General features: G+C 39.3%; 17 protein-coding genes and 1 pseudogene. 5 read left to right on the forward strand and 13 right to left on the reverse strand.

Annotation, left to right across the window (positions count from 1 at the left end; all coding sequences use genetic code 11):
• From AC5JMK_RS03975 to AC5JMK_RS04005, 7 genes are all read right to left on the reverse strand, one after another.
• The coding region (locus tag AC5JMK_RS03975) for a hypothetical protein (protein ID WP_495909440.1) at positions 1 to 221 on the reverse strand (221 nt) is incomplete at its 3' end.
• Positions 222 to 253: 32 nt separating this feature from the next.
• Positions 254 to 634 (reverse strand): hypothetical protein, encoded by a 381-nt coding sequence (locus tag AC5JMK_RS03980; protein ID WP_495909441.1) that lies wholly within the window; start codon positions 632 to 634, stop codon positions 254 to 256.
• Positions 624 to 941 carry a hypothetical protein gene (locus AC5JMK_RS03985; protein WP_495909442.1) on the reverse strand — a complete coding sequence of 106 codons (318 nt, stop codon included), beginning with the start codon at positions 939 to 941 and terminating at the stop codon, positions 624 to 626. The genes AC5JMK_RS03980 and AC5JMK_RS03985 overlap by 11 nt, the downstream gene beginning before the upstream one ends.
• A 491-nt stretch (positions 942 to 1,432) precedes the next feature.
• Positions 1,433 to 1,858: a protein-S-isoprenylcysteine O-methyltransferase gene (locus AC5JMK_RS03990; protein ID WP_495909443.1), complete on the reverse strand. Its 426-nt coding sequence runs from the start codon at positions 1,856 to 1,858 to the stop codon at positions 1,433 to 1,435.
• 132 nt (positions 1,859 to 1,990) lie between these two features.
• A complete protein-coding gene (locus AC5JMK_RS03995; RefSeq protein ID WP_495909444.1) occupies positions 1,991 to 2,176 on the reverse strand; it encodes a high light inducible protein in 186 nt (61 codons plus the stop codon).
• A gap of 1,263 nt (positions 2,177 to 3,439) precedes the next feature.
• Positions 3,440 to 3,718: a hypothetical protein gene (locus AC5JMK_RS04000; protein WP_495909445.1), complete on the reverse strand. Its 279-nt coding sequence runs from the start codon at positions 3,716 to 3,718 to the stop codon at positions 3,440 to 3,442.
• Between the two features lie 35 nt (positions 3,719 to 3,753).
• Complete coding sequence (locus AC5JMK_RS04005) at positions 3,754 to 4,956, reverse strand: metal ABC transporter solute-binding protein, Zn/Mn family (protein ID WP_495909446.1); 1,203 nt, start codon at positions 4,954 to 4,956, stop codon at positions 3,754 to 3,756.
• 417 nt (positions 4,957 to 5,373) lie between these two features.
• Between AC5JMK_RS04005 and AC5JMK_RS04010 the strand changes: the two genes are divergently transcribed.
• From AC5JMK_RS04010 to def, 4 genes are all read left to right on the forward strand, one after another.
• Entirely contained in the window at positions 5,374 to 6,093 is a 720-nt protein-coding gene (locus AC5JMK_RS04010) for a metal ABC transporter ATP-binding protein (RefSeq protein ID WP_495909447.1), read from the forward strand.
• Between the two features lie 52 nt (positions 6,094 to 6,145).
• Positions 6,146 to 7,036 (forward strand): metal ABC transporter permease, encoded by an 891-nt coding sequence (locus AC5JMK_RS04015; protein WP_495909448.1) that lies wholly within the window; start codon positions 6,146 to 6,148, stop codon positions 7,034 to 7,036.
• A gap of 121 nt (positions 7,037 to 7,157) precedes the next feature.
• Positions 7,158 to 8,024, forward strand: coding sequence for a hypothetical protein (locus AC5JMK_RS04020; protein ID WP_495909449.1), 867 nt, complete (start codon positions 7,158 to 7,160; stop codon positions 8,022 to 8,024).
• A gap of 591 nt (positions 8,025 to 8,615) precedes the next feature.
• Entirely contained in the window at positions 8,616 to 9,119 is a 504-nt protein-coding gene (def, locus tag AC5JMK_RS04025; RefSeq protein WP_495909450.1) for a peptide deformylase, read from the forward strand.
• Positions 9,120 to 9,176: 57 nt separating this feature from the next.
• Here the strand turns inward: def and AC5JMK_RS04030 are convergent, their stop codons facing one another.
• The 6 genes and pseudogenes from AC5JMK_RS04030 to AC5JMK_RS04055 all read right to left on the reverse strand — a co-directional run bounded on the left by AC5JMK_RS04030 (position 9,177) and on the right by AC5JMK_RS04055 (position 15,193).
• Positions 9,177 to 10,112, reverse strand: coding sequence for a nucleotide-binding protein (locus AC5JMK_RS04030; protein ID WP_495909451.1), 936 nt, complete (start codon positions 10,110 to 10,112; stop codon positions 9,177 to 9,179).
• A gap of 264 nt (positions 10,113 to 10,376) precedes the next feature.
• On the reverse strand, positions 10,377 to 10,784 hold the full coding sequence (locus tag AC5JMK_RS04035; protein ID WP_495909452.1) for a transposase: 408 nt from the start codon (positions 10,782 to 10,784) through the stop codon (positions 10,377 to 10,379).
• An 84-nt stretch (positions 10,785 to 10,868) separates the two neighbouring features.
• Positions 10,869 to 11,941 (reverse strand): annotated as a pseudogene (locus AC5JMK_RS04040) (ISKra4 family transposase).
• Positions 11,942 to 12,484: 543 nt separating this feature from the next.
• Positions 12,485 to 13,339 carry a metal ABC transporter permease gene (locus AC5JMK_RS04045; RefSeq protein WP_495909453.1) on the reverse strand — a complete coding sequence of 285 codons (855 nt, stop codon included), beginning with the start codon at positions 13,337 to 13,339 and terminating at the stop codon, positions 12,485 to 12,487.
• Positions 13,339 to 14,115, reverse strand: a complete 777-nt coding sequence (locus AC5JMK_RS04050) for a metal ABC transporter ATP-binding protein (RefSeq protein ID WP_495909454.1) — start codon at positions 14,113 to 14,115, stop codon at positions 13,339 to 13,341. Before AC5JMK_RS04050 ends, AC5JMK_RS04045 begins: the two co-directional genes overlap by 1 nt.
• An 82-nt stretch (positions 14,116 to 14,197) precedes the next feature.
• On the reverse strand, positions 14,198 to 15,193 hold the full coding sequence (locus tag AC5JMK_RS04055) for a metal ABC transporter substrate-binding protein (RefSeq protein ID WP_495909455.1): 996 nt from the start codon (positions 15,191 to 15,193) through the stop codon (positions 14,198 to 14,200).
• Between the two features lie 254 nt (positions 15,194 to 15,447).
• On the opposite strand from AC5JMK_RS04055, the gene psbA reads away from it, so the two are divergent.
• Positions 15,448 to 16,515 carry a photosystem II q(b) protein gene (gene psbA / locus AC5JMK_RS04060; RefSeq protein ID WP_495909456.1) on the forward strand — a complete coding sequence of 356 codons (1,068 nt, stop codon included), beginning with the start codon at positions 15,448 to 15,450 and terminating at the stop codon, positions 16,513 to 16,515.
• The last annotated feature ends 309 nt before the right edge of the window (positions 16,516 to 16,824 follow it).

A 16,824-nucleotide genomic window follows, 5' to 3' on the forward strand; every position in this document is an offset into this window, starting at 1 on the left:
GTTGAAGCGTCAGAAACCTCGCACGTAGCGCAAGCGGAGTGCGTAGGTAGTTCATTCCAATCTATCAGTTCGTCATCCAGAGCGATCTCCCTATAAGTTTTTTGTAAAATGCACCCCTCAACTATACCTCTTGAAATTAAGCTAAATACGGACTCAACATGATTATCTAGGGTTTCCTGAACATATTGAAAAAATGTATCTGTCCAGATAAGAAGACGCATACTTAACTCCTACACCAAGATAATTTATTGCTTCAACTTGGATAAATCCAAGCTCTCACTGCCTCAATTAAAATACCTGCCGGAGCAAAAATCACCTTTATAGCTTCAAGGCTTGCTGCTGTCAAAGCATTTCTTAATCTAGCTTGAAGTGTTGGGCTATTTTTAATAGCTAATTCAATCGCATTAGGATCTTTAAGACTTGAATTATGCTCAACAGCTTGCTTGACTTTTCTCTGAACTTCAATCAAAGTTGGGTTAGATTGCTCCAAATAATCAAAGAGATTTTGAATTTCTTCTGCCACCTCAACCAAACTCTTCTGCTGTTCGGATATGTACAAAGTTGCTTCTTGATTTCCTTGAACATTGTCCGCAACATTACCTACTGTTCCGTAGAAGTTAAACTTAGCACTCACTAATATATCCTCCATCTTGAACTGAATTAGCTATCAAATTTCCTGCAACAGTATGAGCAACATTAGCAACAGGCGCATGAAAATGATAATTGATTGGTTGAAATACAGTTCTTTCAGAAATTGCGTCTATCTGACGATGTAATTTTTTCTGTTCCGATGTTGCCAATCGAACACGCTCCTGAAGCTTGAGGAGTTTTGCCTTGTCAGGTAAACGCTCTGCTGTAGCAGAAATCTTTTGTGCTTTTTCCCTAAGATTAACTAACCTAGCCACATTTAGACAGCCTAATGGCTTTTGTTCAAAAACCATAGATTAATGACAATATTTTTTATTAGTATAGCGATTTTCTCAAAAATGTGCTTCAAGAGTGTTCTACAGATTGATTTCTGAACGTTGCTTCCTCTATGGCTCCTTCAAATAACCGAGAGCTTTCAGGAAGCTGTACTCTGACCTGAACTTTTCCCTGCAAATATACTTATATAGACTCAAAAACTTATTATCACTGCGGCTTTTAATTGTTGAGTCAACACTGTGTAGCCATGAAAGAGACTATACCTTCGGATTCAATGCGTAATGAAGGAACGACCAGTAACAGATCAAAGCACTGAGCAAACGAAACCAAAGTATTGTGTCCCATCTACCTTACAATTCCCGAATGGTTGATATTGATTCAGCATTGTTTAGCATAGATATGATCGTATTGTTTATCGGAACAGACCCGACTAAAACCAATACAAAATACACAATCAAACTAATTAATCCAATCCTTAACAAATACGGCTCTGAACGAGAAGTTGAGACTACAGTGCTTGTGCAATGCACCACAAGAAGACAGATGTATACATTGGATGACGAATTTTTTGATATACCCCATTACTAATTAGTGTGTGTCCCTCTCTGACTTCCAATGTGGGTGACCAGTTTTGACCAAGGTCATGATGAGAACGCCAGAATAACCAAATCGCAACACCGAAAGTGGCCACCCCCAACCAGTTCACCCAAACTGGCAAATTGTAATTAGCAACACTTAACCAAGAGGACAGCACATAGATTAAAGGCAGAATCATCATGCCGATGAACACCAACAACAGTAGCGCCTTTTCTTGAGTTGTTTTGCGATCATCAGCAATTACATTCTTTTTGTTTTCTCTTTGATGTGGAATACGAATGACAAAACAAAAGACTAAACCAAGCATGAAAAGTATTTTCAGAGTTAGTGTGTCCATAATGCTCATATAGTGCGGTGGTAATCAAAAAATCCATGTCGTTTCTATCTTCAACGACATGGAAGTAACTGTGTTGGTGGAATTAGGAGCAAAATGTTTCCTGAGAATTACTCAAATTTCAGCCTGTAAGATTTACAGAATGCCCCAGAAGTGCAGAAAACCTTCACCTGAAGTTAGTTCAATTAAAGCTGCTGCTAAAAATCCAATCATTGCCAAACGACCATTCCAAACCTCTGCTTGGGGAGTAAAACCCCAACGCCAAGAATTGCGATCGCCCTCAAAAGTCATCTCAGCATTCACTTTAGTTCCGTCTTGCATGATTGGTACTCCAAAATACACTTTGTTAACTTATATCAATAACTATAGCTAAAAATTCTCAATAAAAGCATAATATTTATATTTCTATTGATCTGAGTTGACATTAATATGATTTATTAATGCAAGACTGAGAAAGATTGTATTTACCGAATCTTAAAAAAATTATTGCAATTATTATCAATAATGATTGGTGTTCGACAAACTTAAGTGGGTTTGAGGTTATTACTTAAGTTTCTACTCCTGCACCTGTGAAAAATGTATAAATTACTACCTAAAAATGTATTCTAGGACATGAACTTTCTTGCTGGGCATAGGTGTACTATTTACAAAATGAACAGTGATAATAATAATCGAAAAATACTTTATTCAAACCCACATTCCGCAGGTAGGCGAAAACTTTTCGACATTTTTCAAATTATTGTATAGCAAGGTTTTTAGACATTTATCTCCGGATGCGATCATGGTTGAAACATCAAACGCTAATCATCAACTTGTGGCTTATTGATACTATTCTCAATTAGTTTGATTGCGATCGCGTGGCTTGCTAGAGGTCTTGCTTCGCGTACCAGTCAATTTCAGCCAGATGGTAAGCGCCTAGAGCTAGGCGCTTACACCAAACGGGTTCAAGTGATGATATTGTCAAGAGGCTTTTCATGGTAAAATCCTTACAGGATAAGCATTTTAGCGTTATTTAAAAAATACCTTGATCTCTATTTCAACCTGCGGAATGTGGGTTCAAAGTAAAACCGCTGTACAAAAGACAAGTACGGCGGTTAGTTATGGTTTATTGCTAGTAGATGCACCCGGTAGGCTACGTCAGGGGAGGAAAATCATTTGCTCTATGGAACCATTAGCTGCTTGGTTGGTTTTGTTTCCAGACTTATTGATATATATTTTCAACTGTAACTACAACTATACTAGGAAATTTAGTGACAAACAACTCTAATTATATAGAGAAATATTATTAATTAATTTAAGAAGATAGATTTTGAGTATAAATGGATAAATTTAGCTAAAAACTAAGCATTACAAACTTTAAAAGCTAATAACAAGTTTGACTCAATCCTAATAATACTAGTAAAAGGTAGTAATTTAAATGTAAAATATTCTCAATTAATATATTATTCGTTACCGAAATGAGTGCGAATAGGTGTTAATAAACGGTCGCGGTTCATGGCAGTGGGGATAGGGTATTTCCTATTCCCTTCTCTGAATGAGCGCAAAAAGAAAAATAACTATGTGAACCATCACTCTGATTTGCTTTCATTTAAAGACTAGATTTTCTGGCTTAATTTGACCATAGTAGCGACTGCAAGGGTAAAGGAAGCGGTCTTTGTCTTCTTGATGAGGTTGCGTCATCTGTTCACTCTGATTGCTCAAATTGCTATTGCTTATACTTTCAGACTCCAACTGAGATAGAGATTGCCAAAAGTCAACAATCTGTTCTGCTACTAAAGTCGGGTGGAAGAAGTGAAAAAATGTCGTCCTTGTTGACATTCCCAATAGCGATCGCTCCTTCAAAGAGGCCTCGCAAAGCCGCATCCCTGACACTTATAAAAGAGCAGGGAGAGAAGCGATTATGGTTTAAACTGCGTACATTTACCACCAAGCCCCTGAGCAATAATACAAGTATTCGACTCAATCATCCCCAGATACGTGGCTTGCGGAGTACCCTTTTCACCCAATCCATCAGCAACGATTGGTTCTTGAGAAATTTTCACATCTGCTTCCTTCGCTACTGTCTTCAATACTTTATCGTTGGCAGTCAATTCCGCAAATATCGTTGGTACTTTTGCAGCTTTTATACCATCAGAGAGGGCATTCACCTTCGCCGCAGTTGGTTCTTCCTCTGTGGAAACACCTAAGAGTGTACCTTCTACTTTCAAACCATAAGCTCTAGCGTAGTAACCCAAAGCATCATGTGTCGTCACCAAGCGGCGTTGATTAGCTGGAATAGTCAGAATTTGTTGAGGAACCCAAGCATCTAATTTCTTTAGTTTTTCTTCTAATGCATCTGCATTTTGGGCGTAGAAAGCAGCATTGGCTGGATCAATTTTTCCCAAATTTTCCTCTATTAGCTGTACCATACGGATGCCATTTTTGACATCATGCCAAACATGAGGATCTTCCTCTTTCTTTCCATCTTCTTCCAAAGAGAGCCGTTTTTCTGCGGGAACTGCCAACTCGTGTAAAGCGATTTTTGGTGCAGAAGATTTGCTTGCCTCAACCATATCAATGATTGAAGGCTCAAAATGTATCCCGCCATAAAACACAATATTCGCTTCATCAATTGCCTGTCTCTGTTTCGGCTTCGCCTCGTAAACGTGGGGGTCTTGTCCAGCATCTATCAGGCATTGCAGATTCACTTTATCCTGTGCAACTTCTTGCACTAAGTCACAGGGAACGCTGTACGATGCGACCACTTTCAGTTTTCCATTAGCGGCTGTTGTTGCTACAGGAGTTATTGTAGGAGATGAAGCAGCAGAATTAGTTTCTGGGGTTCCTGCTTCGGGTGTAGTTCCACAACCCGTCAAACTAACAGTTATAGCGAGTACTGTTGCGCCACAGAATGAATGTAATCTCAACCCTTTTAGAATCTTGACCGTGGAAAAAATCTGCACAAAACGAGCAAACCTTTTAATTCCTTGGCTTGGCGGATTATATTTTCGGGGTGGTTTCTCAAAACGAACGGGATTATTGCTACATTGCTCAATATTGTTACGAAAACCTGTTCGTTTTGAGAAGGTTTGCTCGTTTTGTGTGTATTTATGCGTCGCCATGATTTCTCCTTGCTTGATAACTTTTGACACTTGCTCGCAGCTGTAAAATCTTTTACAATCTATTATTTTCACAATAGATAAAAATAATTCTTAATAAGCATCTTCTTTGGCTGATAAATACCCAGACACTAAATATTTTTAATACTTGTGTCAAGAGAACTTGCATACTTCATTCAAGTAGTTTGTAGTATGACGGATAGTCAAACATATTTGACTCTAATCAACTTCTATTAATTAAGGCATAATACAATATTGATAATCATTATTACAAATAAAAGGACAAGCTTAATGATATTTTTTGTTTAGCTTGAGTCTTACTAGTGAAAGTGGAAATCAATACGATTTATCTGAGTAAAGAAGAGAGTATTAAATGTTACAAGCTTGTTTGATAGTTCACTAATATTTTGGAACTAAAGAATGGTAGAAGTCGAAAATTTATCTGTACGTTACCGAGGGCGTTATGCTTTAGAGGCTATCAGCTTTAAGTTGGAGCCTAGTCAAATTGTCGGCATTATTGGCCCTAATGGTGCGGGGAAAAGCACAATGGTTAAAGCAATGCTAGGGCTAATTCCTATTGCCAGTGGTACTGTCAAGTTTTGTGACAAGCCATTACGACTAAATCTGTCAAAAGTAGCGTATGTTCCCCAGCGAGCCAATATTGATTGGGATTACCCTACAACTGTATGGAATGTAGTGATGATGGCTAGAACAGTGAAGACAGGACTGTTTCGTAAGCCTTCTCGGATGTCTGAGGAGTTGGCAAAGGCGGCGTTGGAACGTGTGGGAATCCTAGATTTGCGCGATCGCCAAATTGGAGAACTATCGGGAGGACAACAACAGCGAGTCTTTTTGGCGCGTTCTTTAGCAAAGCAAGCCGACCTGTTTATATTTGATGAGCCATTCACAGGGATAGACCGTCGGACTGAAGATATTATCTTTGAAGTCTTTGAGGAACTCAAGGTTCAAGGAAAAACCTTGCTAGTCATCAATCACGACCTTGGCGAAACCTTAAATTACTACGATCAGCTTTTACTGCTTAACAAGCAACTAATTGCCTTTGGTTGTCGCCAAGAAGTATTAACTGCTACTAATATTCAACAGACTTACGGTATTTCCTTACGTCTTGTTGTTGCGTGACCAAATCAGTGAACAACTGATAACTGATAACTGATAACTGATAACTGAGTATATGTTGGATTGGTTGATTGACCCACTCAAATTAGATTTTATGCGGAGTGCCATTTTGATTGGCATCTTGATGGGTATTCTATGTGCAGTCGTCGGTAGCTACATGGTTGTGCAACAGATGGGTATGATGGCTCATGCGATTTCTCATTCCATCTTGGCAGGATTACCTATCGCTTTTGTCATGGGTATTTCTCTTTCAGTAGGAGCATTTGTAGCAGGTGTGGTGAGTGCGCTGGGTTTAGCATGGATTCAGTCTCAATCTCGAATTAAACTTGACACAGCTATGGCATTGATTCTCTCAGACTTTACAGCAATTGGTGTCACTTTGCTCAGTGTCTTACCTGGTGCAAACAAGCTTGATTTGATGGATATTCTGTTTGGCAATATTTTGGGGATTAGCCAGGGGGATTTGATCATGACTTTAGCAATCACAATTGCAGTTGTGATTGTGGTAAAGCTATTTTATAAAGAACTATTATTCTATACTTTTGACCCTTTAGGAGCGCAAGCAGATGGGTTGCCTGTGCGGTGGTATCATTTGGGTTTAATAGTCGCGATGACTCTGACAGTTGTGGCAAGTTTGCAAACCGTGGGGGCGTTACTTGTGATTGCGATGCTCGTCGCACCTGCTAGCACCGCCTATTTGTTGGTTAGAGAACTGCATTTGATGATGATTTTAGGATCTGTAATTGGGGTAAGTGGCAGTGTGATTGGTATGTATCTGAGTTATCATCTGGATGCTCCATCAGGAGCAACAATTGTTTTGGTAGTGTGCGGATTTTTTCTATTGGCATTTCTGTTGAGTCCTTCTCAAGGTTTGTTGACTCGGCCAGAAGTGAAAGAGCCAACCGTCAGGTTTTTCCAACGTATGATTAACCTGCAACGACAGTAGTTCTATTTACTGCTGCGAGTGCATCTACATCTCGATTTTGCCGTCCTTGTTTTATAAAAATGATTATCATACTCAGCAAATAGGTTACACTTGACCATGTGACTCAACAAAGGAAAGATACATGTCACTAAACGCTAGTGAAAAATTGATGGAGCAAAAGACAGCAAATCTGGTAAACCAAGCAGATATGTTCACCACTATCAGAAATTCGTTACCTTTTGGAGAGAGTACATATCTGATTGAAGGTGAACAAGCGATACCTGTTAATCAGCTTCCTCAGTCCTGGCAAGATATTAATGCAGGAAAATCTAATACAAAACTTTCTGACCCACAAGTATATGTGAAGATGGCACAACTTTTTCTTCACAAGATGTCTCGTGGCGATGTTGACTTATTCAATGAATCGGCAGATTTCCTAGATTGCAAGCCAGCTTTTTGTGAAATATTTGGTAAACTTGCTTGGAAAACGCTTGAGTTTTATGGAGAAGATTTTGACATTAATAAGTATCCAAATTTTGACTTAATTGAGAAAGAGCTTGATCGAGAACAAGAAGATTATGTTGAACGTAAGAAAATTATCGAAATTGGGAAAGACCTCTTTGAGGAATTCGGATATGACCTTCCAGCTTCTTTTTATCATGTACACCTAGCTCCGATCTCGAGGAAAGAAGTTTCTGAAGTTCGTCCATTAAGATTCAGTGAAGAGGACAGAAAAAATGCTCGTGCTTGGGATGCTTCTTTGCATGGACAAAAGGTGTTTCCCATCCAACTAATGGTGCAAAGCATCTCTTCTAAGCACGGATTTTTCCAAGAGCATGGTTGTGGATGTAACCACGCGATGGCGAGAGTTGGTGCTACTGATACATCTTTTAATTACCAGATTCGTCCCCAAATGCGGACTACCTGGATTAGGGATTTTATTTGGACTGTATGGTATGAGTACGCCTTCTATAAATTCGTGCCAGTGACCCGTTTCTTAGTTGGTTGAGAAATTTTAGTAATTACCATTTTTTAGAGAGAATAATTTGAGTATCTGAAGTCAAGTACTTATTCAGGTACTTTTTTATAAATTAGGATGTTCTAGATGATTAAATCTTCACCACCTCCTTACCCAAGCAATTATCAAATGCTTAAAAACCTCCTTGGAGAAGCATATAAAACTGTCAATCAGGGATTATGTGGTGATAGAGCGATCGCTTAAGCTGTTATGCATTAAAAATGCACAACAGCAAGGCAGAAGGCAGAAGGCAGGAGGCAGAAGCGAAGAGGATTTGAGTCATTAATCAGGCCATAATGAATATGTAAATTAAAAGCGCAACAGCTTACAGAAATACCGTTAAAAAAAGACTAGAAATATGCTCAACTTGTGAAAAATTTGATGCTCAAGCAAAGCGTTGTACTATATGTGGATGTTTGATGATGATAAAGGCTAATCTTGAAGCTTCTAACTGTCCAGATGGAAAATGGTAATATCATATTCTTCTTTGTCAATACTGATAATAAATTAATACTTAAAAATTAAGCTAATCTAGTACCAATGTCGGATGTCGGATCTAAATTAATTCTTTAATTTCAATGTATGGCAATCAAAACAATTATCTCTCATCCCAATTCCTTATTAAGGAAACCTTCGATCAAGGTAGAAAAATTTGATCAAGAGCTTCAAACTTTGGTTGATGACTTGGTAGATACAATGCTTGAACATAAGTCAATGGGATTAGCTGCTCCTCAGATTGGAGAGTTAAAAAGGGTTTTTGTTCTTAATCAAAAACGCATCTTTGGTGACAAGACACAAGAGATTAAACCTGAAGATATCTTGTGCATCATTAATCCTGTAATAACATACCAAAAGCCTGTTATTGATTCAGAAGAGGGATGCCTTAGCATTCAAGGGCAGCGTGGAGTTGTCAAGCGATTTAATCAAGTTACACTTTCAGCATTTGATCGAGAAAATCGTGCTTTTTCCCTCACTGCTGATGGGGTATTATCCATTGTCATTCAACACGAAATCGACCATCTCGATGGAATTCTCTTGATTGATAAACTCCTACCCTTGTGTTCTGATAAAACTTCCCTCTTCTAGCTTCAATCAGAACATAAATCTGGAATCGTAAAGAATTTAACCTCCTAGTATTTACGACTAAATTTTCATTAACTCACGTTGTTTCTGCAAACGGTTTTGCCACCTAAGTATTCTTGACCACCGCTCAAGAGGAGAACTTAACTTTTGAGAGAGAATCTGATTAAGAATTTGGGTAAAAATTCCTTCAACTTCGTCAAAAGTATCAAGAAGATTCTTGCCGTAAATAGAGGGCAGAAACGGAATTTTTCCAACTATTCTGGTAGAGTGTTCTTTCTCAAAAGCCTCCACTTCTGGGAATTGGTTAAGGCATTTATTTAAAACATACACCACTGGAATTCCTAACTCTTCGTCAATGGCGCGGATATCTTCTGAAATTGCCACAGAGTCGGGTGTCGCCTCAACCACTACAACAACCACATCGGCTCCTATAGGTAGACCAAATCGTCCTGCATCCTCTCCACCGCCGCAGTCGAGAACTACAATCCCATTTGTACACAGCGCCAACCAAGCTTTTAGCGGATTAAGTGTGGCATGAGAGCAACGGGTAGAGTAAAGTTCTTCCATCCGCAGTGCAGTAGTTCCTACCGACATCAACGCTAGCCCGTCACTGAGGGTTTTTACATATTTTTCGGTGAATGAGTCTACTGGATCAATAGAGAATTTTTTGACTTCATCGAATGAAGTACCGTAGAACTCGCGGTAAGTCTGCTCCCTCAAGAGTTCTTGAAACTCATAAAAGTCCTTCTCAGCTTGAGTGATGAGAGGAAGTTTCTGAAGTTCCTTTTCTCCATATCCAAGATAGTGAGAACAAAGGTAGCGCGAGAGCGATCTGTTCGGATCTGCATCTGCGACAATCAAAGATTCTCCTAGTCTTCTCAAAGATTGAATCAGACCGAGTGAGGTGAACGTCTTACCTGTCCCGCCTTTGCTCATCAGAGCAATGACAAGTTCGCCCAAAGCTAGTGCATTATCTTCAAAAACAGTTATTTCCATCAACTCTCAAAGTAGAAAAATTATGGACATGAAGATAATAATAATCATTTTGAAGGATTGGAGATGAAGATAATAATAATCATTATGAAAATTTATGAAATTTTAAGAAAGCTGCACTTCTCTCAACGAAAACCTACCGACGTGTGATATTACTCAAATGGAGTAACGTTAATGCCTATATTGATTGGGAGCATCCCAATTTTTAAAAAAGACAAGAAGGGAGAAAACTAATTAGCGATCATTTCTCGCGAATTAGTAGGGTGATTAATCCTGAGATTCATCTTCTTCTTGTTCAGATCCAGTAATGTCGAGCAAACAATCATCCAAAACACTAATTGCTTTTTTCAATTCATCAAAAATACTTCGTCTTAAAACAGACATGAAGGCATCTAAGTGGGCATCCGTACCAGCTTTTCCCAAATGCTTGTATTTACTCTTTTTCTCCGATGTGCGAGATTGAAAGTATGGTTGAGGCACTTGTAACTTGTAGTACCAATACCTCTTCGTATTTTGTCGTACTTGGTAGCGTGCAACCCAAGAGCCTTCTGGCGCAAGTTCTCCCTGCTTTAGTAATTGTTTCTGTTGTTTTTCTAGCACCTTAATTGCCGCTTTCACACGGTCGAAGCGAGCCAGTTTATCCTGTTCAATATCGTTTGATGTTGGTCGGGACATAAAAATAGGACACCAAATCTTATTCGCGATGGTAACTCGCGAAGATATAGGGATTTCTCTTTTTACCCGTAATATTTTATTTTTTTAAGATTTTGCAGCGAGTTGCCCATTCAAGTAGGCGCAGCGTAGGGATAGCATTTGTGGTAAATTTTCATACTTCCACTGCGCTCCTACAATTTGTAGCCTTTTATCGATTTGCTTTACCGCAGACTCTACAGCCCCAGAACCTATCGAGCTTAATTGCTCCGCTTGGAAGTACATATAGTTGACTATACGGTGTCGATGTTTTTCTAAATAGTGAGTAAAGTTAGTCACACCATTATACTTTCTGTTACACAGAGCTTTGAGTACACAGTCGGTTTGTCCATATCAAAGTAGCGTTTCAATTTTGTCCAAAAACTTTTTTGGAGCTTCGATTCTATAAAGATTTTCTTTCAAGTGATACCAATCAAGTATTTCCAGACGAATATTTTGATCAGCGATCGCTTCAAACAAGTTCCAGATTCCGTCATGACCATCTCCCAAGCAATAAAGAGTTTTACCAATGTTTTGAGTATTTATCCAATCAGTTAAAGAGATATTGTCTTGAAAAAAGGCTCCGTAATATATCCCCTGCAATCGTCCTGTTTTATACTCTTTCCAGTACGCGGACTGACCTTTTTTTTCTGAACGTAACCTAACTTTTCCACCATCAAGGCAAACTTCCGTTAGTTTCTGTTTAACGTTGGGTGGTGATAGGTCTACTTTTTTTACTTGGCGGTGATGTGTACTGTGACCAACTTCTATCCCAGTAAGAACTTTCAGGTCTTTTTCTGCATCTTGGAATGACTAGTTGGCTGCTAGTAACAAACAACACTTGGACAGCATGGGGCTGAGTCTTTGATACGGCTCAATTCCCAAACGCGATGCTTGGGTGGAAGTGATTAAAATTTTACCAACGCAACTTCTTATAGTTCTCTTATACCCTAGAGTTGTTCCCGTTTTTTCTCCGATAAAAAAAAGCTGATTTTTGGGCTGACGTGTTCCAGAACTTGGTCACGAACCGCTGTTTCGATACCTTCAAAGGTTTCGATTTTTTCGGGTGGCGTGTTTGTGTACAAAATTGAAGCAATCTCTTTGACGCAAGCGTCTAAACGTTGTTTTTCTTCTGGTGTCATTGTTTTAACAATCTTCCCAACTCCATAACTTCCACCATTCTGCCAGCAGTAGGAGTAAAAGTACAGCCCCATTTACTTCGCGAGATTGACTCGCGAAGTAAATTTCTCCCTTTTGTTTTTTTCAAAAATTGGGATGCTCCCTATTGATTAATGTACTCTGATTTAGATAAAATCAGACACTTAAGGGATCTAAATATTTGCTTTATAGATTAACTCTTAACAAGACAAAAAATCCAATCATAATAAACAACAACCCAATCATGCTATATAGAATAGTTGTAGCTTCATCACCAATCAAGTTTCTTACAAATCTAACGCTATGTTTGTCCCAATAAGCATTGGGCTTGTAATAAACTAAAGCGATGGTTATCAAGCCTGTCACTATTGCCCCTAAACCATAAAGATTTTGCATCTATAATTTTTAGCTTGATTTATAAGGCTTACAGATTAATTAGCGGATAAGTTTATTATTGAGTTACGTTTTTGGAGTAATATTACTTAGAATAAAAGTCAAAAATCTCCATCCTACTGTAAACAAAAACATCAAGAAATAACACGCTGTTTCTTTGCTCTAACCAACAAACCATGCTTGGGTGCAAATATCATCGCCGCGATAAATAACAAAGTTTGCAACACCACAATGCAACCCCCAGTCGCACCATCAATGTAATAGCTAATGTACGTCCCCATCACACTCGAAAATACCCCAGAAGCCATTGCAATGAGTATCATGTGGTCGAAGCGGTCAGTTAATAAATATGCCGTTGCACCCGGAGTTACTAACATAGCAACAACAAGAATAATACCCACTGTCTGAAGTCCAGCGACGGCAGTTAAGGAAAGTAATGATAGCAAAATATAGTAGAGCATTCCTGTATTTAAACCAATAGAACGCGCATGGGTGGGGTCAAAACAAAATAATAGTAGGTCTTTACGAAGGACTGCGATCACCACTAAAGTAATGATGCTAATAATCACCGTCTGGATAATATCTGGTTGAGAAATACCCAGAACATTGCCAAACAGGATGTGTGTCAAATCTATGCTGCTTGGTGTTTTAGAAATTAGCACCAATCCCAAAGCAAAGAACCCTGTAAACACCAGTCCAATCACTGTATCTTCCTTAATTCTTGTCTTTGCCTTGATGAAACCAATCGCAATCACTGAACCCACGCCAAATACAAACGCACCAACAGCAAAGGGTATTTTCAAAATATAAGCAATCACCACCCCAGGCATAACCGCGTGAGAAACTGCATCCCCCATCAATGCCCAACCTTTGAGTGTCATGTAACAAGATAGGACTGAACAGACCATACCAACTAAGGCACTGACGAGAATTGCCTTGACCATGAATTCATTTTCCAAGGGAGCGATAAACCACTGTAGCAATTGCATTACACTTCCTCCAGGTTTTCACGACTTATCTGGCTTTTACTAAACGGTAAATCACTCAGAGAACCGCCAAAGGTGCGAGAAAGATTCTCCTGTGTGAAAACTTCATTGGTATCGCCGTAGGCTAGAATAGTGCGATTGATCAGGACTACTTGGTCACAGAAGGTAGTGATTGATGCTAAGTCATGGGTAGAAACCAAAATTGTGTTACCCGTATCTCGTAATTCCAGTAACAGGTCAATCATGGCTTTTTCTGTTTTGATATCTACCCCTGTGAATGGTTCATCTAACAGTAGAACTGTTCCTTGTTGCGCCAAAGCACGAGCAAAAAAGGCACGTTTCTTTTGTCCACCAGAAAGTTCCCCAATTTGGCGATCGCGCATTGACCACATCTCTACCCTTTCCAAACTCTCCCGAACAACCTGTTTATCCGTTACTCCAGGAATTCTCAATATATTCATGTACCCATAGCGTCCCATCATCACCACATTGCGGACACTCACCGGGAAATTCCAGTCCACTTCTTCTGACTGTGGTACATACGCCACTAGGTTATTTTTTTGTACCATTCTGATCGGCAAGCCGTTAATTAGTACCCTCCCCGTTATCGGCTTCACAAATCCCATAATTGCCTTAAATAAGGTTGATTTCCCGCTACCATTCATCCCCACCAACCCACAAATTGAACCGGCTTTGAGTTGTAAAGAAGCACTATGCAAAGCCACTTTACCGTGGTAAGAGACTGTTACATTTTCAACATCAATACTGATTGAGTCCATAATTTTTTGTCAGTTGTCATTTGTCAAGAGTTAAGGGTTATTAATTATTTCTCCCTTGTCCTCCTCATCTCCTCTACTCCCCCTAATTCCCCTGCAAACCTTTAATCAACGTATTCACGTTATATTCAAGCAACTTGAGATAAGTCGATGCTGGCCCATCTGATGGAGAGAGGGAATCTACATAGAACACTCCACCAAATTTTGCGCCTGTAGCATTAGCAACTTCCTTTTGCGCTTCATCGCTTACCGTACTTTCACAGAAGATTGTGGGTATTTTATTTGCCCGAACAGTATTAATCACCTTTTCTACCTGCTTAGGAGTGGCTTGTTGTTCTGAATTCACTGCCCACAGATAAACTTCTTTCAAACCATAATCACGGGTGATGTAAGAAAACGCCCCTTCACAACTGACCATGTAGCGTTTATCTAGAGGAACCACTGACACCTCTTTTCGCAGGTTTTGGTCAATTGCCTTAATCTTCTGACTGTATGCTTGAGCATTAGCATTGTAAGTGTCTGCATTTGCTGGGTCTAAATCTACCAATGCTTTGCGTATATTTTCTACATAAATCAAAGCATTTTGTGGTGACATCCACGCATGGGGATTCGGTTTACCTTTGTAAGCATCCTCTGCAATTTCTACAGGTTTTATTCCATCGCTCAGAGTAATATGGGGAACCTTGGGAACGCTATTATAAAATTTCTCTGCCCAGCGTTCCAAATTCAGACCATTATCCAAGATAAGGTCAGCTGATTTTGCCCTAACTAAATCGCTAGGGGTGGGTTCGTAACCATGAATCTCTGAACCCGGCTTGATAATTGATTCGACAATCGCCTTGTCAACCGCTACATTTCGCGCCATATCTGCAATGACAGTGAAAGTTGTGAGGATTACCTTTTTGTCTTGTTTTGCTGGATTCACAGCATTGGTTGCTTCTGGCGTAGCAGTTATTTGGGACTGTTGATCAGCCGACTTAGGGCTGCATCCACTCAGCCAAAATCCTAATAGTAACCCAGATGCAACAATCAACGAGGGTACATGCTGCGGCAGTCGTGGATTGTTGAAATTTATTTTCATTTATATCTATTTCATAATTTTCTCATTTTTAAATGACTCTACCATAGAGCGAGCAAAAATGAAACAAAAATGAAAAAGTAGCCATACATCATGTTTTGGTTTTAATTCCAGCAAATCAAGAAAATTCAAGGTTTATCCATAGATATTTTTTAAGACAAATATGAAGTTATGTAAAAATGAGATAAAAATGAAAATAAAATGAGATAAAAATGAGAATAATCTTGTAAAAGAAATTAATAATAGGAGTCTTATAGATGAACGAAATCATTCAACAGACTCGTGAACTAGCGATATTCAAGCGCTGGGAATACTTTTGTAACTGGATTACCAGCGTAGAGAATCGAATTTACATCGGCTGGTTTGGTGTGCTGATGATTCCTACTCTCTTGGCAGCTGCTATTTGTTTCATCCTTGCCTTTACCGTCGCACCTCCTGTAGATATGGATGGAATTCGGGAGCCAATTGCAGGCTCAATCTTAGGTGGTAACAATATCATCACAGCTGCTGTGATACCTACCTCTGCTGCGGTTGGACTGCATTTTTATCCAGTTTGGGAAGCGGGGAATATTGAGGAATGGCTTTATAACGGTGGTTCTTACCAGTTAATTGTGTTGCATTTTCTCATCGGTGTTTGGTGTTATCTAGGGCGGATGTGGGAATTAAGTTATCGGCTAGGAATGCGTCCTTGGGTCTGTGTTGCTTTTTCTGCTCCTGCTGCGGCTGCAACTGCCATTTTTCTCATTTATCCCATTGGTCAAGGTAGCTTTTCTGAGGGAATGCCTTTAGGAATTACTGGTACTTTCCACTTTATGCTTGCTTTTCAAGCTGAACACAATATCCTGATGCATCCTTTTCATATGTTGGGTGTTGCTGGTGTTTTTGGTGGTTCTTTGCTAAGTGCGTTGCACGGTTCTCTTGTGACATCAAGTTTGATACGCCAGACAAGCGAAGTTGAATCTGCCAACGCTGGATATAAGTTTGGTCAAGAAACAGAAACTTACAACTTATTTGCCAGTCATGCCGCTTTCTTGGGACGTTTAACCTTTCGTAGCTTGGCTGTGAATAGTAAGCGTGATGTCCATATTTACTTGACACTGCTACCAACTATTGGAATTTGGTTTACAGCATTAGGTGTAAGTACAATGGCGTTTAACTTGAATGGATTCAATTTCAATCAATCAGTTTTAGATAGAGTTGGTCATGTTATTCCTACGAATGCAGATTTAATCAATCGTGCTAATTTGGGAATTCAGGCAATGCATTCACCAAATGCTCATAATTTTCCTCTGTTATTAGCGGGTGTTGATGCAACAATAGAGTGACTAAGAGTTTGTTTGCAACTGTGAGTAGTGATAGTTAAGTTTTACCTTTCCATCTCCCATCAGCCTACTTTTTTGGGGCGAAGGTCTACCCTTTCCATTGTTCGGTTCCAACAATGTCCATGCCCTTTTTTCTAAACATACAGGTAGTGTGGCTAGAGTAGAAGCAATGCTACGACAGTTAGGAGTGTGAGCTTAATTCAACTGGTATTCGATTAGTTTCATCCTCATTCAGAGATTGAGGAACTTCCAACTGGCAAGGCGCACACAAGCCAAAAAACTCCAGCGTGTGATAGTAAACCTTAAACGACA

The sequence above is a fragment of the Pelatocladus sp. genome, assembly GCF_059505505.1.